Below are 25,674 nucleotides of genomic sequence, written 5' to 3'. Positions count from 1 at the left end.
CCGTCAGTTCGTCCGGGCGCCCTGCGATTCGACCCAATTTTCGACCGAGACCGACGGATCGTCGGTCCCCGCCGGACAGACGAACGTCCCCGACACCCGGGCCGCGGTCGGGACGTGTCGGAACGTGATCGGTGTGTCGCCGCAGTCCACCCCGACCGTGACCGTGTCCAGCCCGGTTGCGCTCGGGTTGTACAGTTCGGCGGTGACGCGCACGCGCCCGTCGTCCATCGTCTGCGTGCCCGTCACGGAAACTTCGGGCGGCACGTTCGCGGGCGTAGTCGCGGCGTGCCAGCCGATGTACCCGAACAGGGCGAGGGTGACCGCCACGCTGACCGTGACCACGGCCAGTTCGGCCGCCGACGGGTCGTCCCCGCCCGCGGAGAACGAACTCACAGTATCACCCGGGCGGCGGCGCCGCCCACGGTAGTGGGAAACGACAGGACGACGACCTTCTGCACGTCCGTCGCCGGCGTGAACGAGAGGTAGCCGAACCCCCAGAGGAGGACGACCGAGACGGCGAGACCGACCGCGTAGACGAGGCAGACCTGTCCGGCGTGGAGCAGGACCGCCTGCTCGTGGTCGACGGTTCGTCTGGCCTGCCCCCGGAACTCCAGTTCGTAGAGGACGAGGTACGCGGTGGCGAGCGAGACGGCGACGATCGCGCCGTGTCGCAGCCAGCCGGCCGAGGCCGCGAGGATGTTCATCTCGATGCTCGCGCCCAGCGGCAGCGAGAAGAAGATGGCCCCCGCCGCGAAGACCGCCACGTTCGTCGGGAGGCTCCGCCGCTCGGTCGTCTGTTCCCCCTGGTCTTCCATCTCGTGGAGCAGCTGGTTGGCCAGCGCCGCCCCGAACCCCAGCGGCACGACCTGCATGAGCCCCATTCGCGCCACGAGGTGCGGCGGCGACGAGCTATCGACGATGCCGTACATCCACAGGACCACGACGGTGGCCACGAGGGTCTGCAAGACCAGCTGCGCGAAGTCGACGGCGAGCCGTAGCGGGTGGTACTGCGCCGTGCTCTCGTCCTCTTCTTCGACCCGGAACCCGCTGGTCCGGGTGATCAGCAACACGACGCCGAGCCCCACGACCGAGTAGACGATCAGGTGCGCCGCGGGCCGCTCCCACGCCAGCCACCACGTCTCTGCGGTGAGCAGGATCGTGACGCCGGCGACGACCAGCGCGCCCGTGATCCCACGGGTCTGGTTCCGGACGACTCGGCTGACTTCCGTCACTGCTCTGCCCTCTCGACGCGCTGCTCCTCGGGGCGGCGGTGCGGACCGAAAACGGCGAGTGCGTCGCGTCGGCCGACCGGTCGGGAGCTGTTCGGGGATCGCGATCGAACCGCCGTGCTATCGGACATCCCGATGAACTCAGCCTCCGTCGTCCGTTCGGCCGCGACGGACAAGTATCCGCCGTCGAAGTCGGTGAAATGCGCTGCACGGACGACTGCTCCGCTATCCGTCGGTGGGTTGCAGAGGAATGCTCCGTCTGGGATTTGAACCCAGGTCATCGGCTCGAAAGGCCGAAATGATTGGCCGGACTACACCAACGGAGCCCACGACGCGTCGGCGTCGTGTTTTGGAGATTGGACCGGTGGTATAAAAACTCGTCTCTCTCCGCTCGGTGTGGTGGTCCCTGACGTGCGCCCCCTGTCGGAGGTGGGGACGAACATGTTCGAACGCGTTCCGGTCGGCCGGGAATGCGCTCGACGGTATATGGGGGAGACTCACCCAGATACGGATGTAGATGACCAGCATCGATCCATCCAGGCGGAAGCTGTTACGGGTCACGGGCGCCGCGCTCGCCGGCGGCGCGGTCGCGGGCTGTTCGGCCGCACCCGGCGAGTCGTCGGACTCCGGCGGCGGATCGGGCGACGGTAGCTCTGGCGAGGACGGGAGTACCGGCGACACGCCCGAGCCCACGGCGTCCGGTGACGGCAGTTCGGGCGGCGAGTGGACCGAGACGAGCACCGTCGAGATGACGGACGACCTCGCGTTCGAGCCGAAGAAGATCAAGGTGGAGGCCGGGACCACGGTGACCTTCGAGAACGTCGGCAACATCGGTCACACCGTCACGGCCTACGAGGACAAGATCCCCGACGGCGCGACGTACTTCGCGTCCGGGGATTTCGATTCCGAGAGCGCCGCCTCGGAGGGGTACAAGAGCGACCAGACGGGGAACATCCCCTCCGGCGAGTCCTACGAGGTCACCCTCGAGACGACTGGCACGTACGAGTACTACTGCATCCCCCACAAGCTGAACGGGATGGTCGGGTCAATCAAGGTGGTCTGACATGACCGAAGACAACGGCGACGCGGACCGATTCGTCGAGGAACACGAACGACAGATCAACGACCTGCTGCAGGAGGTCGACGACCCCGCGGACGCCGCGTCCGACGACGACGGGTTCTCGATGCAACTCGGCGGGCTCGAACTCGGCCGACGCGACTTCGTGAAAGCGGGCGCCGCGACGGGACTCGCGAGCGCCGCCGGCGCGTTCGCGGGCTGTCAGACGGCGCTGCCGGAGAGCGCCACGCCGAGCGACAGCGGCGGGAGCGGGTCTCAGGGCTCGTCCGCCGCCCACAGCCACGTCGTCGAACCGGGCGAGAAAGACGAGTACTACGGCTTCTGGTCGGGCGGCCACTCCGGGGAGATCCGCGTCATCGGCATCCCGTCGATGCGCGAACTCGCGCGGATCCCGGTGTTCAACACGGAGGCCGCGCGCGGGTACGGCTACGACGACCAGTCGAGCCAGATCCTCGAAGCGGGCGGCGGCTACACCTGGGGCGACAACCACCACCCGAACCTCTCGGAGACGGACGGCGACTACGACGGGGAGTACCTCTTCGTCAACGACAAGGCGAACGGCCGCATCGCGCGGGTGAACCTGAAGTACTTCGAGACGGACGCCATCGTCGACGTGCCGAACACGCAGGCGGTCCACGGGTGTACCGTCCTCTCGCCGGACACGAAGTACGTCCTCGGCAACGGCGAGTTCAGGACGCCGCTACCCAACGACGGGCGCGACGTGAACAACCCCGAGAAGTACACGGCGCTGTTCTCGGCGGTCGACCCCGAGTCGATGGAGACCGTCTGGCAGGTGAAAGTCGACGGCAACCTCGACATCGTCGACACCGGCAAGGAGGGCCGGTGGGCCATCGCTTCCTGTTACAACAGCGAGGAGGCCACCGAGATCCAGGGGATGACTCACGACGACCGCGACTACGCGAAGGTCTTCGACGTCCCCGCCATCGAGAAGGCCGTCGAGAACGGCGACTACGAGGAGGTCAACGGCGTCCCGGTCGTCGACGGCACGCGCGACAGCGACCTCAACAAGGGCGACGAGCCGCTCGTCCGCTACGTCTCGACGCCGAAGTCGCCCCACTGCGTCGAGGTCGGCCCCGACGGCAAGTACGCGTTCATCGCCGGCAAGCTCTCGCCGACGGTGACGATGCTCGACCTCGACAAGATCGGCGAGGTCGACGACCCGGCAGACGCCGTCGCGGGTCGCCCGAAGGTCGGCCTCGGACCGCTGCACACGACCTTCGACGGCAACGGCCACGCCTACACGAGCCTGTTCATCGACTCGCAGGTCGCCAAGTGGGACATCGAGAAGGCCGCCAACGCAGAACTCGGTTCCTCCGACCCGGTCGTCGAGAAGCTCGACGTCCACTACAACCCCGGGCACATCCAGGCGCTGGAAGCGATGACGACGGACCCGGACGGCGAGTGGCTCGTCTCGCTGAACAAGCTCTCGAAGGACCGGTTCCTCCCGGTCGGGCCGATCCACCCGGACAACGACCAGCTCATCCACATCGGCGACGGCGAGAAGGAGATGGAACTGGTCGCGGACCACCCGGCCTACCCCGAGCCCCACGACTGCATCTTCGCCCACAAGGACAAGATCAACCCGGCGACGACGTGGGACAAGGCCGACTACGAGGGCGAGAAGCCCTTCGTCGCCGAGGGGGACTCCGGCGTCGAGCGCACGGGCGAGCGGTCGGTCCACGTCAAGGCCTCCTCGAAGCGCTCGGAGTACGGCATGTTCGACTTCACCGTCAAGGAGGGCGACGAGGTGCGGCTGACGATGACCAACGTCGAGGGCGTGCGCGACATCATCCACGGCGTCGCCATCCCCGAACACGACGTGAACCTCGCCATCGCCCCGCAGGACACCCGCGAGGTGACGTTCACGGCGGACGACCCCGGCGTCTACTGGATCTACTGTACGTACTTCTGCAGCGCGCTCCACCTGGAGATGCGCTCGCGGATGATCGTCGAACCGCGCGACTGACCGGCCCGAGCGCAGCGACGGCCCCCTGAGCCGCGCGGGTTTCACCGCTCCGCGGCTTTTCGCGACAGGCGAATCGCACGCTGACCGACCCACCACGGACTGGTCGAGGACTGCCCCCGACCAGCACATAACGACCCACAGCACTGCGGTGATACCATGAATTACGAACCACCCGACCTCGGCGAGTTCACGCAGCTCCGGCGCGCCCTGCCCGTCGTCGCGGCAGTCATGCTCGTCGTCGCGCCGATCCTGCCGATGTGGCACATCGTCGTCGACGCCGTGCAGTACCCGGACACGACGCTCCAGCTGCACCTGCACGCCTACCCGTTCATCGGCGGGGACTACGAGGAGATGCACTCGCTCAACAAGTACATCGGGTTCTACTACCCGGACCCGGTGTTCTGGCAGCCCAACTACCAGCCCCACCCGAACGCGATCAACGTACCCGAGTGGTCGCTGGGCCCGTTCGCGTTCGCCGCGCTCGCCCTCGGGGGACTGGTCGTCGCGCTCGCGCCCGACGCCGACCGGCTGAAGCGCGGACTGAAGTGCCAGCTCGGCGGCACGATCGCCGTGCTGACGGTGATGCTGGTCGACATCCAGTACCGCCTCTACCAGGCCGGCCACACCCTCGACCCCGACGCGCCGGTGATGGGCGTCGAGGGGTTCACCCCGCCGCTGTGGGGCAAGTACGAGGTCGCCAACATCACTAGCTACTCGCGGCTCGGCATCGGCGCCTACGTCACCGGTGGCGCCATCGGGCTGCTCGTCGTGGCGTTCTACTACCGCGATTCGACGGCGACGCTCGGCGACCTGCCCGACCGCGTCGGCAACCGGATCACGAGCGCCCGCGAGTGGTTCGACGAGCACACCGTCGGCGACGACGAGTGGACCGACGACGCTCCGCTTGGCGAAGACGACAACCGACCGGACCGCGACGGCCCGTCCGGGCCCGGCCACAGCGGAGGTGACTGACCCGTGCGGCGACCGTCCGTCGACAGGGTCTTCGCTGCGCTCGCGGCGGTGCTGCTCGTCGCCTCCGTCGGGACGGTCGTCGCGGTCCCGACGGAGGCGACGCCGACCGGCGACGAGGTCTCCTTCGACGCCGGCGTCCCCGAGTCGTTCGACTTCCGGGCGACCGACGAGTCCGGCGTCGCCACCGTCGACGGCGAGCGCTACGGCTCGCTCGACGGGGCGCTCGACGCCGCCCGGCCCGGCGACACCGTCGCGCTCCGCGGACGGTTCGACCCCGAGCGCGCGGTCGTCGTCGAGACGCCGAACCTGACGGTCCGACGCGCCGACGGTGCCGACTCCCGTCCGGTCATCGACGGGACGGGCGAAGGCGACGTGCTCGTCCTCAACGCCACGGGCGTCACCGTCGACGGGTTGTGGGTCCGCAACTCCGGCTACTCGACGGAAGGCAACGACGCCGCCGTCTGGATCGCCGGCGAGGGCGCCACCGTGCGCGACAGTCGGATCACCGGGACGACGTTCGGCATCTGGGTCGACGGCGCTGCGGACGTGCACCTCGTCGGCAACACGGTCGTCGGCCGCGAAGAGGTCCAACCGCGGACGGACCGCGGCAACGGCATCCAGCTGTACGAAGCGACCGACGCCTACGTGGCGGACAACCGGATCACCGACGCCCGCGACGGCATCTACTACTCGTGGGCAGAGGGCGTCGAGGCGCGCAACAACACGCTGTGGGACCTCCGCTACGGCGTCCACTACATGTACTCCAACGACTGCCGGCTGGCGAACAACACCGCGGTCGGCAACGACGCCGGCTACGCGCTGATGCTCTCGGAGGGTCTCTCGATCCTGAACAACACGGCCGTGAACAACACCGGCCAGAGCGGCCACGGCATCATGATCAAGGGCATCGACCACACGACGGTCCGCGGAAACCACGTCGTCGGCAACGGCAACGGCCTGTTCGTCTACAACGCCGTCGACAACGAGATCGCCCGCAACCTCGTCGCGGGTAACGCAGTCGGCGTGCACGTCTCCGCGGGGAGCGTTCGCGCGGAGGTCCACCACAACACGTTCGCGCGCAACCGCCTGCAGGTCCGCGCCGACCTCGGGCAGCAGGTCGTCTGGAACGAATCGGTCGGCAACTACTGGGCCGGCGCCGGCGCCCGCGACGTGGACGACGACGGCGTCAGCGAGACGCGCTACCGTCCGGCCGGGATGGTCGAGCACCTCACCCGCGAACACCCGAAGGCGAGCGTCTTCACCGGCAGTCCGGCCTTCGAGGTGGTGCGACTCGCCGAACGCACTCTGCCGGTGATCGAAGCCCCCGGCGTCGTCGACCACAGACCGCTCGTCGACCCGCCCCACGACTGGAGAGAGTACTATGATCGAAGTCACTGACGTTACGAAGCGGTACGGCGACGTCGCCGCGGTAGACGGCGTCTCGCTGTCCGTCCCGTCGGGCGCATCGCTCGGCCTTGTCGGCACGAACGGCGCGGGCAAGACGACGCTGTTCCGCCTGCTCGTCGGCCACGAGACGCCCGACTCCGGTACTGTCCGCGTCGCCGGCGTCGACCCCACCGGCGGCACCCACGTCCGCGAGCGAGTCGGCTACCTGCCGGAACACGCCGGCTTCCAGCCCGCACTTACCGGCGCGGAGGTACTCGGGTACTACGCCGACATGCGCGGAGTCGAGGCCGCAGACGTCGACACGTTGCTTTCGGTCGTCGGTCTCGGCGACGCGGGCGACCGCCGCGTCGGCGGCTACTCCAACGGGATGAACCGCCGGCTCGGTCTCGCGGTCGCGCTCCTGGGCGACCCCGACGTGCTGCTGCTCGACGAACCGACCGCGGGACTCGACCCCGCCGGGGTCGACGCGTTCAACCGCGTCGTCGAGCGCGTCCGCGACGAGCGGGACGTGACGGTCGTCCTCAGCACGCACGCCCTCGGCGAGGTCGAGGCGCTGTGTGACCGGGTCGCCGTCCTCGACGACGGGACGGTCCGGGCTGTCGGCACGGTCGACGAGGTCGTCCGCAGTGCCGGCGAGACGGTCACGATCACGGCCGACTACGCCGACGACGCCGCTCTCGCTGCCGCGACCGGGGCAGTTCAGTCGGCGCTGCCCGAGGCAGCACTGACAGCCGGTGAGACCGATCTCGAACTGGTCGTTTCGCGCTCGTCGAACACCGAGGCGCTGTCAGCACTCGTCGACACCGACCCCGAGTCGGTGCGCGTGGACGAGCCCGATCTGGAAACGGCGGTTCGTGAGGTTATCGCGCCCGGAGGTGAGCGCGCATGACGGACTCTCGATCCGACCGAGACGACGGTCACGGCGAGAGCGAGGAGCCGTCCGCCCGTCCCGACGGCGGTGCGGCCGCACACGCGACCGCCGAGCCGGAGGTGGCGTTCTCGGTAGAGACCGGACGCCAGATGCTCGGCGTCGCCCGGCGGGAGTACCGGGTGCTCTCCCGCGCTCGCTGGACTCACGGGCTGGCGCTGCTGTTCGGCGCGTTCTCGCTGGCCGTCGTCGGTCTGACGGGGACCGCGGCTGGCCCCACCGTGGCCGGGACGCTGCTCGTGACGCTCGGGGAGCTGTCGGTCTACCTCGTCCCGCTGGCGGCGCTCGCGCTCGGCTACGGGACCGTCGTCGGTGCGGACGAACGCGGGACGCTGGAGCTACTGCTCTCGGTCCCGCTCGGCCGGACCGCGCTGCTGGCCGGGAAGTTCCTCGGTCGCGCTGCGACGTTCGCCGTCGGGACGGCCCTGGGACTTGGCGCCGGGGCGGTCGTCGTCGCGCTCCGATTCAGGCCGGCAGTCCTGCCCGCCTACCTCCATTACCTGCTGACCGCGGTGATCGTCGGCGTCGCGTTCCTCGCGCTCGGCGTGTGTCTCTCCGCGGCGGCCGCGGAGAAGGCGCGCGCGCTCGGGGGCGCGCTGCTCGCGTGGGTCTGGTTCGTCCTCGTCTACGACCTGGTCGCGCTGGGGTTCGTCGTCGCCGTCGACCCGCCCGGCTGGCTCCTGAGCACGCTCGTCGTCGCCAACCCGGCCGACGTGCTCAGGCTGGTCGTCCTCTCGCTGGTGCCGACGAGCGGCGGCGGTGCGGGTGCAGTCCTCGCGACCACGGCCGTCTCGACGCCTGCCTTGCTGGCCGGGCTCGCGCTCTGGGTCGTCGTGCCGATCGCGGTCGGCGGCCGGCTGCTGGCCCAGCGCGCCTGAGAGTTCGGTTCGATTACGCGCACTCGGGCGTTCTCCTACTCGACAGCCGCGCATGCGACAGCAGGCACATCGGCTTACTCTGTCGCGGGCGACGGTCTACGAAATGCCGCTCGCGGAACCCGACTCCGGGATCGATAGCCCGAGCGCGCGTCAATTACGGTCGTGACCCGGATAGATGTCTTCAGACGACAACACTACGGATACGGGACGGATCGAAGACCGACTCAAGCAGGTCGGCCGCTACTCCCGGTTCGTGAAGGCGGGTCTCGGAGTGATCGTCGGCGCGTTCCTCCTCGCGGCCGTGACGCTGTTACCGGAAAACCTCGACTCCGCCGCGAGCGCGGTCAACGCGATCCTCCTGCCGCTGATATTCGTGGGCATGGGGCTGCTGCTGTTCGGCATCGGAATGCATCTCCATCTCATGCACCTGAACCTGGTCAGGCAGCTTCGGAAGAGCGAAGAGACGGATCAGAAGTCCTCTGAAAGAGAGCGAGATTAGAACTCCTCTTTCCGAACAGAGCGATACCTCCGACCTGTCTCGGGCGTTCGATCGAACGCAGCGGGCGTCGCTACGGGCGACTCGGATGATGAAAGAGCGGAAACGGACGGAGTCTAGGCCCGCACGGGCGGGACGCGGTCGTCGGAGAGGTCCGCGTCGTCGGTGAACTCCTTGACGATCTTCTCCTCTGCGCGGTGGAGCGTCTCGCTGCAGGTGGACTTGGCGATGTCGGCCTCCTCGGCGAGTTCGGTCAGCGTGCACTCGCGGGGCGTGTCGTAGTAGCCCTCCTCGACCGCCGTCTGGACGAGTCGGTGCTGTTTCGGCGTGAGCAACTGCTCGGTCTCCATCTCCTGGCGGACGGCGAGCACCTCGAAGTCGATGCCGAACTGCCGGAGCTGGTCGCCCAGGGTGGAGAGGCGGTCCCGCGGGGCCGTGACCTCCCACGTGACCGACCCGTCGACGACCGTGAAGGGCAGTTCGAGCGGCGTCCCGGCGTTGCGGACGGGCAGGAGGAGCACCGGATTGGAGGTCTCGAACTGCACCAGCGCCGTCTCGTCGGTCCGCTGGAGGAACTCCGTGTTCGTGACGGCGTCGTACTCGTCCATCTCGAGGACGACCTCCTCGACGACGTCGGCGGTTATCTCGGTCAGCGCGACGCCTCCTTCCTCTTTCGGGAAGACGGTCAGGATCTCGAACTGTGCGCCCGGATGGTTCCGAGAGAGGTCACCGATCCAGACCGAGTCCGGCACGGTGATCTCCAGTTTCGCACGGGGCATAGCTAGTTCTACGAGCGCCGAGGGCTATCAGTGTTCCCGAACATGTTCGTCCAAAACCGAATCGTTCGGCCCGGGAGCCGAACGATGTTCGGGATCAGCGGGCCGAGTCGAGGGGAACGTCGTCCCTCGGAACTGCACTCGATCGGCCTCTCGACCGGTCTATCGCGTCATCGTGGCCCACTGCTCGCGCGGGATCCGGTGTTCGAGTGCCTCGCCGGCCCGGAGGTGTTCGACGTCGTCGAGGACGGCGGCTGTCAGTGGGGGACGGATCTCCGATCCTCCGACGTGCGGCGTGGTGAGGACGTTGTCGAGCGACCGGAGTTCGTGATCGGCGGGGAGCGGCTCCTCGTGGTAGACGTCCAGCGCCGCGGAGATGCGGCCGGTGCGCAGTTCTTCGAGGAGCGGTTCCTCCTCGATCAGTTCCGCTCGGGCGGTGTTGACCAGCAGCGCGCCGTCGGGGATCTGCGACAGCCGCTCGGCGTCGATCATCCCGATGGTCTCCTCGGTGCGCGCGGCGTGGATCGAGACGACCTCCGAGTCGAGCGCGCCGTCTAGATCCGCCAGCGACGCGAACGACCACGCCGACAGCTCCTCGGGGTCGACGTAGGGGTCGTAGACCGAGACCGACGGCTCGAACGCGGCGAAGTGGTCGAGGAGCTTCCGACCGATGGTGCCGAGTCCGACGAGCCCGACGTCGGCCCCGTGGAGCGTCCGGATATCCGTCTCCCTGGCGTCCCACGCGCCGTCTTCCATCGCCCGGTCGAGTTCCGGGACGGCGCGCAACTGCGAGAGCAGGAGAGTCAGCGCGTGCTCGGCGGTGTGGTCGGCCATCACGTCGTTGGCGCTGACGACGGGGATCCCCGCGTCGTAGACCGCCTCGGAGACGAGCGAGGCGACGCTGCCGCCGGTGTGGGCGACGAGCGCCAGGTCGTCCGCCGCCGCCACCACGTCGGCGGTGACTCGCGGACTCCCCCAACCCGTCACGAGCACGTCGACGCCGTCGATGCGCTCGCGGAGTTCGGCCTCCGAGAAGTTCTCGGCCTTCGGGTTCCACTCGACCGTCCCCAGCGATTCCACCCGTTCGCGGAGCGCGGACGGGAAGAACGACTCTCTGAACTCTCCCTCTGGAAGGGTGACGAGAACGTGCATACAGCGGGTTCCCACGCGCAGTCTCTAAAAGGCGCCGCACGGTCGCCGGGGACTCACCGGTCGGCCGGTTGGAACTCCCGGTCGGCGGCGTCGTTGAGCAGTTCCCAGTACCGGAGGAGTGTCGCCGCGTGACCCTCCTCCGGACCGGCCCGGCGGATCGTCGCTTTGTACGCCTCGTGGACGGCGGCGTTCATCGGGAGCGCCGTGTTGTTCTCTCGGGCCACCTCGCGGGCGTAGCCGAGGTCCTTGTGCCAGATCGCGAGGCCGCCGAGTCCCTCTATTCCCTGTTCGAACTCACGGTCGAGGTACTGCTCCCAGACGTCCATGCCGAAGAACTCCCGCAGGTGGGCGGGATCGACGCCGTTGTCGCGGGTGAACTCGACGATCTCGGCGTCGAGAGCGTTCTGCCCGGCGTAGCGCATCTGGAGGGCGAGCTTGAGGACGGTCGCCGAACCGGCCGCGCCGACGTAGAGGTGATCGTCGCTGAGGGCTTCGATCAGGCCGTGGGCGGACTCGTAGCTCTCGTCGGTCCCGCTGACCATCATGTGCGCGCCCTCTCGGGGCGCCGCGCGGGTGATCGGGGCCTCGACGAACGACGCGCCGCGCTCCTCGCACCACCGCTCGCAGTCCCGTGACGTGTCGGGATGGGTCGTCGTCGCGTCGACGACGGTCTGGCCCGCCGACAGGGCGCTCAGTATCCCGTCGTCGCTCTCCATCACCGCTTCGACCTCCGGCGACCCGGGGAGCGCGAGGACGACGAACTCGGACCGCCGCGTCACGTCCGCGGGGCTCTCGGCCGCTGTGGCGCCCCGGTCTCCGGCCGCCCGGAGCTGCGAGTCGTCCACGTCGTACGCGACGACGTCGTACTCTGCGTCGGCGAGGCGGTCGAGGAACGTCTTTCCGATGTAGCCGACGCCGATCAGTCCGACTGTGGGCATGTCCACTGCGTCGGCGAGCGCGTCAATAAATATGGTCGTGCCGTGCGGAGCGAGGTTGTTCGAGAGGTTCTCTCGGCACGAGCACCGACTCGCACACTTGGCGGACGCTCCCTCACTCGGACGGCCCTTGCGCGTCGATGGTCGCGACCGCGCCGAGATTCACGATGTCTTTGACCTCGTCGTCGCGCTGGAGGACGTGGACGGGTTCGTCCATCCCGGCCAGCATCGGGCCGACGGCGTCGGCGCCTCCGAGGCGCTGGAGGAGCTTGTAGACGATGTTCCCCGCTTCGAGGTTCGGCAGGACGAGCACGTTCGCCGGCTCGTCGAGTTCGGCGAACTCGTAGTCGCCGACCAGGAGGTCCTCGACGACGGCCGTGTCGGCCTGCATCTCCCCGTCGACGGGGAAGTCGACGTCCGGGCCCTCACGGAGTCGCTTCGCCGCGCGGCGGGGCTTTCGAGTCCCCTCGTTGTCGACGCTTCCGAAGTCCGAGTACGACAGCAGCGCCGCACGCGGTTCGACGTCGAACCGCCGGGCGACGCCGGCGGCGTGGCGAGTCACTTCCGCGAGCGTCTCGTCGTCCGGGTTCTGGTTGACCGTCGCGTCGGCGACGAACACCACCCGGTTCTTGAAGGTCAGCATGTAGACGCCGGCGGCGTGCTCGACGCCCTCGGCGGTCCCGATGACTTCGAGCGGCGGGCGCAGCGCCGAGGGGTAGTGGTGGGTCAGACCCGTCAGCATCGCGTCGGCGTCGCCCCGCTCGACCATCACGGACGCGAAGTAGTCGCCGTCGCGGACGGTCTCGGCGGCCTCCTTGCGCGTCAGCCCCTTGCGCTGTCTGAGTTCGTACAGCCGGTCGACGTACTCCTCGTAGTCGTCGCCCGCCGGATCGACCACCTCGGGATCGAAGTCCAATCCGAGCCCGTCGACCTTCCGCTCGATCGTCGTCCGATTGCCGATGAGGACCGGCTCGGCGATGCCTTCCTCGTCGAGCTGGTAGGCCGCGCGGATGATCTTCTCGTTCGCTCCCTCGGCGAGCGCGAGCCGTTTTGGGTCGGTCTGGGCCTTGTTGAGGACGATACGCATCATCTCCCGGGACTTGCCGAGGCGGGCTTCGAGTCGCTCGACGTAGGCGTCCGGGTCGATCTCGTCGCGGGCGGCGCCGCTCTCCATCGCCGCCTCCGCGACGGCGGGCGCCACCTCGAAGAGCACTCGCGTGTCGAGCGGCTTCGGGATGATGTACTCGGGCCCGAACTGCAGGGGCTGGTCGCCGTAGGCCTTCCGGACCGCGTCGGGCACGTCCCGCTTCGCCAGGTCCGCCAGCGCCTCCGCGGCCGCGACCTTCATCGGCTCGTTGATCTCCGTCGCACGCACGTCCAGCGCGCCACGGAACAGGAACGGGAACCCGAGGACGTTGTTGACCTGGTTGGGGTTGTCCGAGCGCCCGGTGGCCATGATGACCGTGTCGTCACGGGCGTTCTTGGCGTCCTCGTAGCCGATCTCCGGGTTCGGGTTCGCCATCGCGAAGATGATCGGGTCCTCCGCCATCGACCGGACCATCTCCCGGTCGACGATCCCGCCCGCGGAGAGACCGACGAGCATGTCGGCGCCCTCCATCGCGTCGGCGAGGTCGCCCTCGGGCAGGTCCCGGGCGAACTCGCGGTTGTACTCGTTGAGGTCGCCCGCTTCGGCGCGTTCGGTCGTCAAGATCCCGTCGATGTCGACCATCGTGACGTTCTCGCGGCGGACGCCCAGCGAGAGATAGAAGCGCGCCGTCGCGATCGCCGCCGCGCCCGCGCCGGCGAAGGTGACCTCCAGTTCTCCGAGATCCTTCCCGCTGATCTCGACGGCGTTCAGCAGCGCCGCGCCGCTGATGATGGCCGTTCCGTGCTGGTCGTCGTGGAAGACGGGGATGTCCATCCGCTCGCGCAGGCGCTCCTCGATGACGAAGCACTTCGGTGCCGCGATGTCTTCGAGGTTGATCCCGCCGAAGGTCGACTCCATCCCCGCGACGGCGTCGACGAACTCCGCGGGCTCCGTGTGGTCGACCTCGATGTCGAAGACGTCGATGTCCGCGAAGCGCTTGAACAGGACGCCCTTGCCCTCCATGACCGGCTTCGAGGCCTGCGGCCCGATGTCGCCGAGTCCGAGCACCGCGCTTCCGTCGGAGATCACGCCGACGAGGTTGCCCTTCGCCGTGTACTGGTAGGCGTTCTCCGGATCGTCGTCGATGGCGCGGCACGGACCGGCCACGCCCGGCGAGTACGCGAGGCTCAGGTCCCGTTGGGTACTCGTCGACTTCGTCGTCCGTATCTCGATCTTCCCGGGCGGGTCCTCCCGGTGATACTCCAGCGAGTCCTCTTCGAGCGTCATAACCCGTATACACGAGCAAAACGGTAAAGATGTGGGATATAGGGTCTGAAAACTGTATAAGGCCGTATGGGCGGGAGGAAGGCGGTGTGTGGCCCGGCGTCACATCGCGCTCGTTCGCCGGATTGCCACCCTCGTCAGCCACGGAGCCGGTCGAAGGTACGGTAGGAGAGATACGACAGATCGCGGGCGGAGAGGTAGTCGGCTTCCTCGGGCCAGGTGAGACACTCCCGATAGGTCGCCCAGTCGTCGAGCCAGGGGTAGTCCGAGCCCAGGAGCAGCCGCTCCGGGCCGAACCACTCCAGCAGCGGTCCGACGTACTCCGCGACGTTCTCGTATGGCCACGCCTCCCCGGACGTCCGGGGAATCGAACTCACCTTCACGTAGGCGTTGTCGCGCTCCGCCAGCGCCTCGAAGTCGGTCCACGGCGCGTCGGCCGGCGACGTCTCGGCGTCGGGGAACCCGAGGTGTTCCACGACGAACGGGACGTCGGGATGCCGGTCGGCCAGCGAGGCCAGCGTCGAGAGCTGGTCGGGCTTGGCGAGGACGAACGCCGCGGCGTCCCGGGCGGCCAGTTCGTCGTACAGCGGGTCGAGGCCCGCCGCGGCGAACCAGTCGGCGGTCGGGTCGAGGTCGCCGGGCGTCTGGCCGTACTCGAAGCAGGCGTGGAACCGCAGGCCGAGCATCCGCTCGTGACCGGTGGCGCGCCGGACGTTCTCGCGGAGGGCGGCCGCGTCGGCGTCGTACTCCGCCACGCCGACGCCCCAGAGTCGGTCTGGGTGCGCTTCGAGTGCGCGGAGCGTGTATTCGTTGGCCCGCTCACCTCGACCGTATATCGACGTCGGCAACAGCACGCCCTCGTCGACGCCCGCCTCGTCCATGTCGGAGACCAGCGTCTCGTGGGGATACGGTCCGGACCACTCCGGGGGCAAGTCGGCGCTGTACCAGGGGAGGTCGTCCGTGTCGCGGCCCCAGGCGTGCGTGTGGGTGTCGACGAGTCGCATTATCACCCGTGCGCGGCAGCCGGCAATAAGGCTACTCCCGAAACCGACCACGCGGTCGCTCGCAGCGCGACCCCGCCAGGAACCACCAGAGCGAGTCTCCGAACGCGGCGGCGTCCGTCAGGGGTCGCCGCCGCGGACGCTCGAACCAAGCGGATCGCGAAGCGCCCACGAGTCGGTCTCCGGGTCGAGGCGATCCGGTTCCGCGCCGCGGGCGGCGAGGATCCCGGCGTGATAGAGCATCGCCTTCAACTGGAAGACCGTCGGAGAGTGATAGAGGTTCCCGTCCCCGAGTTCGTCGACTCGCAGGCCACCGTCCCCGTCTAACGCTCGACTGCGGGCGTCGTCGGTCCCGCGGAGGAACAGTTCGACGGTGAACGTGGGATGGTTCACGTGCATCCACTCGACGAGGTCGACGAGCGTGGGATCGGCGATGCCGTCGTCGTACATCGTCTGTAGTTCCTCGACGAGGAGCTGCGTCGCGGGGTACGACCACACGACCCGGCGCGCCATCGTTCCCCAGTGGGGCGCCAGGTCGCAGAATCGCTTCGGCGACCCGCGCCACTCCGCGAACTCGTCTAACGCGGCGTCGACCGACCCGTGACGGTCGAGCGCGAACCGTACGACCTCCTCGCCGAGCGATGTGAGGTCCGGCCGGTTCGGCGCTTCGCTCACGAGTCCGAGAAACGCCGCGCCCGCCCGAGCGCTGTCGACCGCACCGACGACCCGCTCGGCGAGCACGCGCTCCGTCTCGTCGGGGTGATACAGCGCGAGCGGAAACCCGAGGTAGTTCTTCGGGTGGTTCAGCCCGAACGACTTGTCCGCGACGCCCTGCGCGGTCGCCTGGAACCGGATCGCGGTCGCCTCGTCGGACGTCCGGTTCCCGACGACGCGGGGGACTTCGAGCGGAGTGACCGCCCCCTCCGCGTCGACGCCGAGGACGCCCACGTTGAGTTCTCGTGCGAGCGACCGGGAAGACTGAGAGACGGATTCGATCGGTGCTGCGACGTAGGCGGCGTTCGCCTCGTGGAGTCGATCGTACGCCTGGACGACGCCGCGCTCGACGTCGACGCCGCCCCGCTCCCTGTATCCCTTCGCCTCGATCGCGACGAGCGGTGGCTGGTCGCCGAATCGCTCGACCGCGAGGAACTCGGGATCGAGCGACCGGACGCCGACGAGATCGGGATACCCCGAACCGACGCGGACGTGATTGAACGGCGCGAGCCGGTCGCGGATCTCCGCAGGGATCGGCTGGTCGTGGAGCCACTCGTCCATCGCGAACTGGGTGTCGGCGACGGCGTACGCGTTCGGCTCACCGTCGTCGGGGAACAGACGCCGCTTGGTGTGTGCGAGGACCTGCGGTTCCGACAGCGACGCCGCGCTGACCATGGTCGGGGATACGCGGCTCACCACATGAAGTTTCGGAGAGTGGCAACAGGCGGACCCGAAATCCTCTCAGCTATGGCTCGACTGTGATCGACGACCGTGTATCGCAGGAATGGAACGGGAATGCTCCGTCAGGGATTCGAACCCTGGTCCTTGCCGTGAGAGGCCTAGAACAGAGGTCGCCGCTTTCTGGCGGTTCTAGCTCCCTCAAACCCCGGCCTTCCTCGATTGCCTACCGTGACAACCAATCCTAAGGGAGTCCAGATACATAAAATGGCGGATACTTGCCCCCGGGGCAATCGAGAAAACCCGACCACGAGAGACTAATGGAATCTCGAAGCCCTTGTGGGGCAACGAGCAACCAAGTAGTCTCCCGTTGAGCCTACTTAGGAAATGTTAGATGCACAATATTTACACGGTTCGTACTGTGATGAGAAAGACCAGTCGAGTATATTGTGCACCTCGAGAAACAGCCCTCGACTAGCTTCTCGATGTATTGTCCTCGCTAACCTTCTCAGGATCCATCGATGGTGGTTCCTCCTCCCACGATACGTCCGTGAGCAAATCGTGAATTTGGAACCGAGGTCCAGCGCCTGTTTGCGGTCGAACTCCCGGAGATATAGTATTCTCCGGAAGGGGATCAATCAGCGACTCCAACTCCGACGACGTGGCGTGGGCATGCCATACTGTCTGCCGAGAAATCACCAAAATAGACGCGTTTGACCTCGCCGCACGGAACGAACAGGGGACTGAGTCTTAAGAGGCTAAGGACACAAGATGGGATTACAACAGTAGTATACTTGAATTCAGGTCACTCCGTCGGCCGCCAGACACCAACGTGAACCAACAATGAGTTCCCAGTCAAATCGAGACAACGATGGAAAGCGATCGAGGCGTGTCACGCCGCGAACCAACGTTCTTGATGCGTGGCGTGTGCTGCTTGAGCCGTCGGGATACGGTGATTTCGCGTTGGTGGATCTTTTCCAGCGAGGGTACGATACGTGGCGAGAGCAAGGCGTCCGGAATGAGAAACAGATGCTCGATGAAGTGCAGCGATTCGTATTGGAGGCAATCAAGAAGCCGAAGCAGGCTGACGTAGTTAGTGACCCATGGGTGCCTGTTGAGTGTCCTGGACGGTTGGCCGTGATGCTGTCGATGGGGTCGTTGATGATCCAGAAGAACGAGCAGTTGCAAGAGCGCAGCCACCGCATCACACTGCATCACTATCTCCAAGACGTATTCGCGTACCATGTATTTGCAGCGATTAATAACTTCGAGCATCCGGATGGGAACATCCAGGTGATTGCTGGTGAAGCAGTATACGGACGAAACGGAAATCCGGATGCGCGGGGACCACCTCCGGGGCGTCCAGTCACAGGAATTACGCAGTTAGAAGACGCGGGGAGTGGGCTGTATTATGAGGTGCCATTGGTCCACGCAAACCAGAATTGTCTAGTTCGGGAGGGTGACCCTGTGGACGGAGAGTTACAGGTGAAGGTCGATAACAACTGTGTCTACATTCCGACAACTGGCTTCGAGACCGCGTTCAAGAAGCACTTGATAGATGGGCGAGAATCCGTGGTGAACAAACTGGAACAGACGTTTGAGAACACGCTCACTGACGAGAACGAGACGACAATCGTGAACTACGCGGAGGACGTGCACGCGAAAATCAAGAAGCTTCTTGAGGCGAATCAAACGCAGAAATTATTCGCCGAACGCCGGTACCCCGAACGGCTCCGCGTCGTTCTCAAGGCCGTCGATAAAGCGCCAAATGAAGTCGCAAAACTCGATGAACCCATCAAAGCGGGAGATATCTTCGACGCGATTGAATGGTTCATTGAGCAGGAACCTGGCGCGGACGAAGATGACGTAGACAATGACATCAAGTCGTACGAACAGGATAATGTGAGTGAGTTCGATACAGCTCGGGCTGTATCAAACTTCTTACGAAAATACGACGACCACCGGCATGTTGAGATCCAGAGGGGGAAATACAATCGCTACATTCTCGAATACTCTCCTTGGGAGCACGCGAAGAAGGTGAACGTCTCGGAAATTGAAGACATCCATGAGCTCCCGTGTATGGAGAATATCCACCATTTCTTACAGGAAGGTAAGCCAGTTCGATGGGTGCTCTACAGTTACGTTCGCATCATCTTCAGCCTCGACAATGGATTCGAGGTCGATGATGTTGTCGATTACTTCCGGCAGTACCCGTGGTTCGACGAAGAGACAAGCCGGTATCAAGCTCGTTATGAGAAGCGTCGCACCATATCGGGCACAAACGAGAAACCACTCCCGGTGGGCTGCCACAATGACAACCAGAACTTCTCCCAGTTCTGCATCGGTCTGGAGAACTGTGACTATTCGATCTACCGCAGCCTCCCGTTCAAAGATGCGGTCTACGACCGCATCCCTGACAACGACCGCTCCACTGTCCGGAACTCCGATTGAGAATTAACGCAACGGCCTTTTTCTCATCGAACGTAAGTAATAACGCACAGTCACCAGGGATTCTTTCGCTAGTCACAACATCATTCATTCAGCACTAACCACCACTTCTGATTTAGTGCCTCTGTAGGCACTGATTTTTCTCTCAAGTGCCGTTACTGCACACGCCAATTATGTGTGGAACAATCTCACTGTGGCCTACAGATCACTCTCGTCCCACTCTACAGTCTGCAATAGTTCAGCCGACAAACCAACTTCATTTCTCCCACTTACTATATTGGCAGCCATGCTTTTCTCTCAATCATTCAATCGGGAATCCGCACCTGATGGAAATGCTTGTCTCAACCAAATACGCTCCCACCGTTCCCTCCCATCCAGCATATGCAATGTGATACATCTCCCGGTCAAGGAGGTCAGAGTGACTCCTCTGAGCACCTTCTCGAAAGAAAACATAGCAGACTCTGGCAATTCATTCAGCTTCGTCCATCCGGCAATTCGTGAGTATTCTCCGTTTGAATGAATCACCCAGTCCTCGTGGGTAGAATGCTGTCTCGATCGTTCCTGTGGTCCACACCCACGCCAAATCACACAGAACTCCTCAGTTTGCATAAACTATCTGCCGGTCAGATCATGAGTCAACCCTATCTTCTTGATTCGGCCGAATTCTCACTATAGCGTCCGCGAAACTCAATTCTGCCGTATTGCCTAATCCCCCACCGAGCGGCACGAGAAAACTGCTCATCCATTACAATACTACTCAATAAAGTGAGTAAATTCGGGTAGTCTATACCGGCTTGCAGTATGGCATTTTGGACCCGCCCTATAGTCACACTATAGGATGGCGAACTTTTTCTGATGTATAGAGTTCTGGAATATACAGTCTCCAGTAACTATTATAACATGTATGGGAAAACTCACATCCGGGTGTCTGGAATGCTCCTCACCAGGTCGTATATCCTACATCTACACGGGGTCTATAGTGGGACTATAGTTTGAACTAATTAATCTGTCAATCATTGAGCGTAGAATGAACTCTTCACCACACCGATCGAGGCGGGCACAGAACCACTCATAGAACCATCAAAAATGCCCTTCTGAATTCTCCAGGATGAAACGCTCTACCCTCTGAGAAGCAGGGGTCTATAGTGAGACTATAGTTTGATGATGGATTGTTTATGTAGCCAAACCCGCCAGTAGAGCGTCTTAAACGCCACTCCACGATAATCGCGCTAACATCAGCTATCAGAGAGATACCCGTCCTATGAATGGCCTCCATTCGCCGCTCTCACCGCCTCTACTCCTGTCCTATAGTCACACTATAGGTCTATCATTTCTTTTTGAAGTAACATTCCTTCTGTTGCAATCAGACTATTGATATCAACAATTAGTTACGGGTTCAGATGGCAGAACAGGGCGTCTAAAGCGATTTATTCCTTTCATAGCGGATGAAATGGGCGAGTGGCGGAATTCTGATTATTCTGAGAGTCTTATAGAGTCTCTAAAGAGTTTTGAGTCTGTGAACACCCCTTCACCCCCGGCGTGTACCTGCCGTGAGCGTCCGCAGAAAGAGGAAGGTGCACGTGTGTTGGTCCCATTGGAGGGACTCATTGTGGAGGGGCTGCGCCTGGAGGGCGGACTTGTGGCGGCAGTCGGCCTTGGTGGGTTGGTCTTGAGTTGCATACGAGTGTTGATGTGAACCAGCGTGGCTGGTTGGGCATCCGTGAGCGGGAGCGGGCACACCTCTTGTGTGTGGCGCGCCCCGCGAGGGGGCGCTCTAATAGAAGTGGGGGTGCGGAGTAGCTTTGGCATCAAACTCAGACCATATGCGAGCAGGCTGTGTGGCCTGCCCGTTGGTGGGTCCGAGTTTTGCGTCGCGTTGTTGAGAGGTATGTGCGTGGGGACCCGGGTGCGCTTCCGGAGGGTCGAGCCGGAACTCTCCCGATTTGCGGTGGCAGACCTCCGGAGGCTTCTGCCGGCCAGTGAAGGAGACGAGGGGATCCTCTTGAGGGACCCTGATAGAGGATCCGGTGGGCAAGTAGTGCGGGAGATCAGATGCTGGGTACTTGTCTGTTATAGAGTCCCGTGGGCCGTGAGGTAGGCGGGTACATGGGGCGCTGGGAGTGGTGTGACTTGACGTACAGGGGTCGTTGGTTCGCGGGTGGAATAGCGTGGGTGCGGGCGTGTTGTGTCATATTTATGATGGTGTTTGGGTGGGATGGAGTGCAGATAGACATGGGGCGACTGGTGCGTGGTGCGCGGACGGTGTGAGGGGTGGCTTGGGTAGGTAGTCAGTGGGAGTGCCGTATCGAATTAAGCACCTTCCGGCCGCGTTACGATGTATGCCAGTGCCCAAGTGTGGTGGGGAGTGGCAGATGGGTGTGGGTGAGTGAGAGTGCTTAGCGCTATAGGTGGTGGACGAAGGCGAGCGGGAGTACCGGTTTGACTACGCGCAGTGTATACAACTCCGGGACTTCTATTCTCGTGATTCGACGGAGTAGGATTGCTGAGAATTCTCTCTCCACAGTTGTCGCTGCGCGGTCGCCTCGGTACGAACTGGCGCGACCGCGCAGAGTAGCTTGCCCAAGAGGCGGCTGCTGTCGGTCGCAGTAATTACGATGCACACACTTACAGAATCAGATTCGCGGCTTCCTGAGCCCCCTGTATCGGCAGCAGATGTTCCCGTCGAGGAATTGCCTGAGATGCCTCTGGATGCAGCGGTCCCACAGGCTCCGTTCCAGGGGATCGGCAACAAGTCGCAGCAAATGGCGCAGCGGCGCGATGGTAGCAAAAAGGATAGCGGAGAGCTGTACGGAACGCGTGGCCGGACAGAAGCCCATGAGGTTGGTCATACCGGGGAACTTGTGGCAGGGAGTCTACTCGGGCTTGATGTGGACGAGGAAGTATACGCAGATGGGGACTCCGGATACGATCATCAGATAGGGGATTACACGATCGACACAAAGGCGACGGGAACGGACTACCCCCGACCCCGATTGGTCGTCTCAACTGACGTTCCTGCCGCCGATTGGTTTCTTCTTGTCCATCTCCGGATTCAGGAGGGAATCGGACGGGTGATCGGGTTCACCGATCGTGAAACTGTACTAAAACAATCCGCCGAGCGTTTCCCAGGGGATAAACTGAATCACGTCATCGATTGGGAGCAGTTGTACCCCCCACGCTACTTCTCCTCGTTAGTGATGGCGCAGGGGGTAACGATGGATCTCTACGATGAATGGATTGATCCAGGGGGCTGTCAAAAGTGTGGAGCACTCCTCAATGACGACTGTGAACGTGTCGTCCATATCGACGAGCGAAGCCTCGAAACCGATCTTTCCCTCTGTCCTGAGTGTGCAGATCTCATTTCGGCAGCTGCACAGAAGGGCTACGCGACGGAGTTTACCTTCTATCAACGCCCCTGATCTGATCAGCCATCTGCTTGGAGTCTTCTCGCTTTTGGAGGTTAAATCGTCTCTTCTACGAAACCTACGGTAATTTCTTGGCGATTTTCGTTCGCTGCATCGTCCAAGATACGACTACATAGAGCCAGGACTTGACGTACGTTCCCCTGTGACCGCTGGAGAATCAAATCGAGACTCTCCTCGGTGAATGGCCGGATGCGACTCTCGACAGTTGATGATCGTTCCTTGTCGAGGTAGTTCTCGACCAACTCGTAGAGATGTTCGCTGGTTAACGGGCGTAGGGATACCTCCTCGCCGATCCGTTCGCTGAAAGCGTGATATTCGCTCATAACGTCCTGCCAAACTTCGGGAGCGCAACCGAACAAGATGCAAAGACCGGAACTGTTCTGGTCCATCAAATGCCGGATGCTGTTCAGCGTCGCCTGTTCGTTCTTCGGGGTGAGTCGCGCGATGCTCTCGAATTCGTCTACGAACACGAACACGCCGGTGTAACCGAGGTCCAACAGCATGTTCTTGAAGGCAGTGAACGCCCGAACTCCCATCGTGTCGTCGTCGAGGGCGCTGTGGATCTCCATCTCCTTGCGCTGTTCGTATCGGATCCCCTCCGCAGTCAGCCACTGCCAAGCGTAGAGATTCGTGTCCTCGTAGACCATATGGACGACCGCCCTGGCGAAGTCGGCGAACTTGGTGACGTCGCTGAGTCGCCGGATGGCTTCTGGAACGATATCGGATAACAGGACATCGCCCTCGTCGATGAGCGACTCAATCGAGCTTGCGCCAATCGGATTGGTGTCGGTGATGTCGCGGGCGACCGACGCGAGGTACTCGTAGGCTAACTCCTGGATCCGATTAAAACCAAGATCGTACACGAACTCGTGGTAGATGTCGAGAAACCCTTCGCCGGGCTGTGCCACGTATCCGACGACGACCTCTTCCCGGTCTCGTAGCAGGGAACGGGTGTATTTGAGCGTGTGAGACTTCCCGTTTCCGTACTTCCCCGTCACCACGAGGTGCTTGGACTTCCCAGTGGCGAGCATCGACGACACCGTCGAACTGATCTTATCGGAGACGTGTTGCTGCCCGCAGTAGATATCGGGATTCTCGTCCGGAACCGGACTGTACGGGAACGGATTCGCGTTCAGGTCGTATTGCGAGTAGTCTTGCTGTTCGTCGCTGATCGTGAATGCGTTGGACATCTAGGAAGCCTCCGTATCGAACGTGATGTCGCGGTCGTACACCGCGAGATAGTAGTATTGTTTGTCGTACAGTTCCACTCCGTTCATTACCTGCTGTGTGGACTGGGATGTCGTCACGAGCCCGTCTTCGTCGGACCGTTCCATCTGCTTGATACCGAGAGCGGCGTCCTTCGCTGCCGAATCCAGGGGAGCGCCCGAGAGCTCGAGTTTACCAACGTTTTGCTGACATACCGCGAGCAAGGCGTCGTCGAAGTCATCGCGGGTACAACCGAGCCGTTCGCACACTTCTTCGCGGAGTCTCGGAATCGACAGGTACCTTTGGCGCAAGTCCACCCCCGCAGTCTGTTCGAGGTCGTCGTAAACTTCGAGCAACACGAAGTGGAAGTTCGGCGGCACTTTAGAACGGTCCGTCAGGTAGTAACTTCCGGAGAATGCGTTGCGCTGGACGCGTCCCAGCCGCTTCGCCCAGTCGCCGACGACCTCAATCCCGGTCTGGTTGAACGAGTACGGGGTGAACTCTTGGGTGTCTTCAAGTCGTTCCAATAGGACATCTAAACTGCCCTGCCCATCCTCGTCTAAAGTCTCGATGAACGACTTGTAGTGAGGACTGTGGGTGGCGAGGATGGAACTAGCGCGTTGCCAGTCCTCCTCTCGGACAGCCTCTAGAAACGACTCACCAATGTCGGTAGTCTCGTAAACGGACTCCTCTTGGCCACCCTTCTCAGACAATAGCGAGACACGCTCCGCCTCGAGGATTGCCTCACGCGCACGTCTGTGGCTGACGTCAAGGGCGACCTCGACTTCTTCAGTGGATTTGGTTCCCCCTTCGCATACGTGGGTGAGTTCCACCAAGCGGCTTAGGTTGACTGGTCGGATTGTGGCCCTCTCTTCGGTCATGTGAGCCTCCGCACTTGCTGCTTGGCGGTCTCGTATGCCCGTCGCGTCACCTCGTTCCCCTGGAACCGGAGGTCGAGATACTCCTCAACGTCCCGTCCCGCTTCGACGACGTACCGGAATCGCCTGAGTTCAGTCGCCAGAGCCCAGAGGTTGTGTTTGGTGAGAGCGGTCCGGTCCTCACGGATCTCGTCTAGTTCCCGCTGTCCACACACAGGGCACGGACAGGGGAGTCTATCTAACGACTCAATGTTCCGTAGCGGTTCGCCACCGAATCCGGGAATCAAATAGTTCCGATTGCCCGCACTTCGGATGAACGCCGAGGAATCGAAGCTATCGACACCGAGGTACAGCAGGAGCGGCTGGTAGACGATGCCGCCGAGGCCGTACACGTGCAAGTGCTTGTCTGTAGCCTGTCTCGCCGAAAGTACTAGTTTGGTTACCTTTTTGTAGTCGGTTCGGATGGGGACCATACTTCCGAGAGCGTATCCGTCGAAGTCCCCGTTCTTTTCCAGATGCTGGATGCTGTTCCGGATGGTCTCGGGATCATACCCGTGCACGCTTGCGAAGAGCAACGCGTCTCCCGTGTGGCGATCACTTGCCTCGAGAGCGTATTCGACGCTCTGGTCGATACGACGTTGATTTTCCGCTGCGCGGTTCTCTCTCGAAAGGGGGACATCGACAGTTCCGTATATATCCGCTCCCAGTTGGGTCTGGGTATCGAGAGTTTCTGCTGGGGTAGTGTCGATCTCCTCGGCGGTGAAATCGAACCCCCCGCTATCGGCGAAGACTATCGTGTCCTCTGGGACATCCATCTCTTCCCGTAACGTGACGCCGTTGGTTAGCCTGTTCCACATCGGTTCCCGGTTCCGGATCGAACGAGCGTTAATCATCGCTGCCGAGAAGTCCGGGATAGTGCCGACGTACGCCGGCGTATTGTCACTCGACCGCTTCCCGATATTGCGGACAGGGAATAGCACTGGGGTGTGCAATTTCCCATGCGGGAGGTCGAGTTTCCGTCGTCTGTACAACATGCCTCCCGCTCGGATAGCTCGCTATCCAACTTAAATACTAGCTCGATAGAACAGTAAAAGACCTGATATTTGTTAACGGGG

Annotated in this window: 20 protein-coding genes and 1 tRNA gene; 9 read left to right on the top strand and 12 right to left on the bottom strand. The window is 63.4% G+C overall.

All coding sequences use genetic code 11. From position 1 onward, the window contains the following. Positions 1-3: 3 nt before the first annotated feature. The 3 genes from PSC72_RS18655 to PSC72_RS18645 all read right to left on the bottom strand — a co-directional run bounded on the left by PSC72_RS18655 (position 4) and on the right by PSC72_RS18645 (position 1,555). The gene (locus PSC72_RS18655) at positions 4-393 is read right to left on the bottom strand and encodes a hypothetical protein (protein WP_274322930.1); all 390 of its coding nucleotides are present in this window, start codon (positions 391-393) and stop codon (positions 4-6) included. After that, a complete protein-coding gene (locus PSC72_RS18650) occupies positions 390-1,232 on the bottom strand; it encodes a DUF2391 family protein (RefSeq protein ID WP_274322929.1) in 843 nt (280 codons plus the stop codon). Before PSC72_RS18650 ends, PSC72_RS18655 begins: the two co-directional genes overlap by 4 nt. 248 nt (positions 1,233-1,480) lie before the next feature. Further along, positions 1,481-1,555, bottom strand: a tRNA-Glu gene (locus PSC72_RS18645). Positions 1,556-1,746: 191 nt separating this feature from the next. Here PSC72_RS18645 and PSC72_RS18640 point away from each other — a divergent pair. The 7 genes from PSC72_RS18640 to PSC72_RS18610 all read left to right on the top strand — a co-directional run bounded on the left by PSC72_RS18640 (position 1,747) and on the right by PSC72_RS18610 (position 8,978). After that, on the top strand, positions 1,747-2,292 hold the full coding sequence (locus PSC72_RS18640; protein ID WP_274322928.1) for a plastocyanin/azurin family copper-binding protein: 546 nt from the start codon (positions 1,747-1,749) through the stop codon (positions 2,290-2,292). 1 nt (position 2,293) lies between these two features. Beyond that, complete coding sequence (gene nosZ, locus PSC72_RS18635) at positions 2,294-4,294, top strand: TAT-dependent nitrous-oxide reductase (RefSeq protein WP_274322927.1); 2,001 nt, start codon at positions 2,294-2,296, stop codon at positions 4,292-4,294. A gap of 156 nt (positions 4,295-4,450) precedes the next feature. Next, the gene (locus PSC72_RS18630; protein WP_274322926.1) at positions 4,451-5,266 is read left to right on the top strand and encodes a hypothetical protein; all 816 of its coding nucleotides are present in this window, start codon (positions 4,451-4,453) and stop codon (positions 5,264-5,266) included. 3 nt (positions 5,267-5,269) lie between these two features. Then, positions 5,270-6,664, top strand: coding sequence for a nitrous oxide reductase family maturation protein NosD (nosD, locus tag PSC72_RS18625; RefSeq protein ID WP_274322925.1), 1,395 nt, complete (start codon positions 5,270-5,272; stop codon positions 6,662-6,664). Next, on the top strand, positions 6,648-7,562 hold the full coding sequence (locus tag PSC72_RS18620; protein ID WP_274322924.1) for an ABC transporter ATP-binding protein: 915 nt from the start codon (positions 6,648-6,650) through the stop codon (positions 7,560-7,562). Before nosD ends, PSC72_RS18620 begins: the two co-directional genes overlap by 17 nt. Further along, entirely contained in the window at positions 7,559-8,479 is a 921-nt protein-coding gene (locus PSC72_RS18615; RefSeq protein WP_274322923.1) for an ABC transporter permease, read from the top strand. The genes PSC72_RS18620 and PSC72_RS18615 overlap by 4 nt, the downstream gene beginning before the upstream one ends. A gap of 175 nt (positions 8,480-8,654) precedes the next feature. Further along, positions 8,655-8,978: a hypothetical protein gene (locus PSC72_RS18610; RefSeq protein WP_274322922.1), complete on the top strand. Its 324-nt coding sequence runs from the start codon at positions 8,655-8,657 to the stop codon at positions 8,976-8,978. A 113-nt stretch (positions 8,979-9,091) separates the two neighbouring features. Here PSC72_RS18610 and PSC72_RS18605 read toward each other — a convergent pair whose 3' ends face one another. The 6 genes from PSC72_RS18605 to PSC72_RS18580 form a co-directional block, all read right to left on the bottom strand. Then, complete coding sequence (locus PSC72_RS18605) at positions 9,092-9,754, bottom strand: helix-turn-helix domain-containing protein (protein ID WP_274322921.1); 663 nt, start codon at positions 9,752-9,754, stop codon at positions 9,092-9,094. 159 nt (positions 9,755-9,913) lie between these two features. Beyond that, positions 9,914-10,903, bottom strand: a complete 990-nt coding sequence (locus tag PSC72_RS18600; protein ID WP_274322920.1) for a hydroxyacid dehydrogenase — start codon at positions 10,901-10,903, stop codon at positions 9,914-9,916. A 53-nt stretch (positions 10,904-10,956) separates the two neighbouring features. Next, the gene (locus PSC72_RS18595; protein WP_274322919.1) at positions 10,957-11,841 is read right to left on the bottom strand and encodes an NAD(P)-dependent oxidoreductase; all 885 of its coding nucleotides are present in this window, start codon (positions 11,839-11,841) and stop codon (positions 10,957-10,959) included. A 112-nt stretch (positions 11,842-11,953) separates the two neighbouring features. Continuing rightward, positions 11,954-14,212 carry an NADP-dependent malic enzyme gene (locus PSC72_RS18590; protein WP_274322918.1) on the bottom strand — a complete coding sequence of 753 codons (2,259 nt, stop codon included), beginning with the start codon at positions 14,210-14,212 and terminating at the stop codon, positions 11,954-11,956. A 134-nt stretch (positions 14,213-14,346) separates the two neighbouring features. After that, positions 14,347-15,213 carry an amidohydrolase family protein gene (locus PSC72_RS18585; protein WP_274322917.1) on the bottom strand — a complete coding sequence of 289 codons (867 nt, stop codon included), beginning with the start codon at positions 15,211-15,213 and terminating at the stop codon, positions 14,347-14,349. Positions 15,214-15,330: 117 nt separating this feature from the next. Continuing rightward, entirely contained in the window at positions 15,331-16,599 is a 1,269-nt protein-coding gene (locus tag PSC72_RS18580; RefSeq protein ID WP_274322916.1) for a hypothetical protein, read from the bottom strand. An 846-nt stretch (positions 16,600-17,445) separates the two neighbouring features. On the opposite strand from PSC72_RS18580, the gene PSC72_RS18575 reads away from it, so the two are divergent. Both PSC72_RS18575 and PSC72_RS18570 read left to right on the top strand, forming a co-directional pair. Then, entirely contained in the window at positions 17,446-19,053 is a 1,608-nt protein-coding gene (locus PSC72_RS18575; protein WP_274322915.1) for a primase-associated protein, read from the top strand. A gap of 2,696 nt (positions 19,054-21,749) precedes the next feature. Next, entirely contained in the window at positions 21,750-22,469 is a 720-nt protein-coding gene (locus tag PSC72_RS18570) for a hypothetical protein (protein ID WP_274322914.1), read from the top strand. A 41-nt stretch (positions 22,470-22,510) separates the two neighbouring features. Here the strand turns inward: PSC72_RS18570 and PSC72_RS18565 are convergent, their stop codons facing one another. The 3 genes from PSC72_RS18565 to PSC72_RS18555 are packed head-to-tail and all read right to left on the bottom strand — an operon-like array spanning position 22,511 to position 25,593. Beyond that, a complete protein-coding gene (locus tag PSC72_RS18565) occupies positions 22,511-23,665 on the bottom strand; it encodes a BREX system ATP-binding domain-containing protein (RefSeq protein WP_274322913.1) in 1,155 nt (384 codons plus the stop codon). Beyond that, complete coding sequence (locus PSC72_RS18560; protein WP_274322912.1) at positions 23,666-24,562, bottom strand: hypothetical protein; 897 nt, start codon at positions 24,560-24,562, stop codon at positions 23,666-23,668. Then, entirely contained in the window at positions 24,559-25,593 is a 1,035-nt protein-coding gene (locus PSC72_RS18555) for a tRNA-guanine transglycosylase (protein ID WP_274322911.1), read from the bottom strand. Before PSC72_RS18555 ends, PSC72_RS18560 begins: the two co-directional genes overlap by 4 nt. Positions 25,594-25,674: the final 81 nt, after the last annotated feature.

Origin of the sequence: Halosimplex aquaticum (assembly GCF_028747785.1) — an archaeon.
GTDB classification, from domain to species: Archaea; Halobacteriota; Halobacteria; order Halobacteriales; family Haloarculaceae; genus Halosimplex; species Halosimplex aquaticum.
Note: the sequence above shows the minus strand (reverse complement) of the source record. Positions and strands in the feature narration are given on the sequence as shown.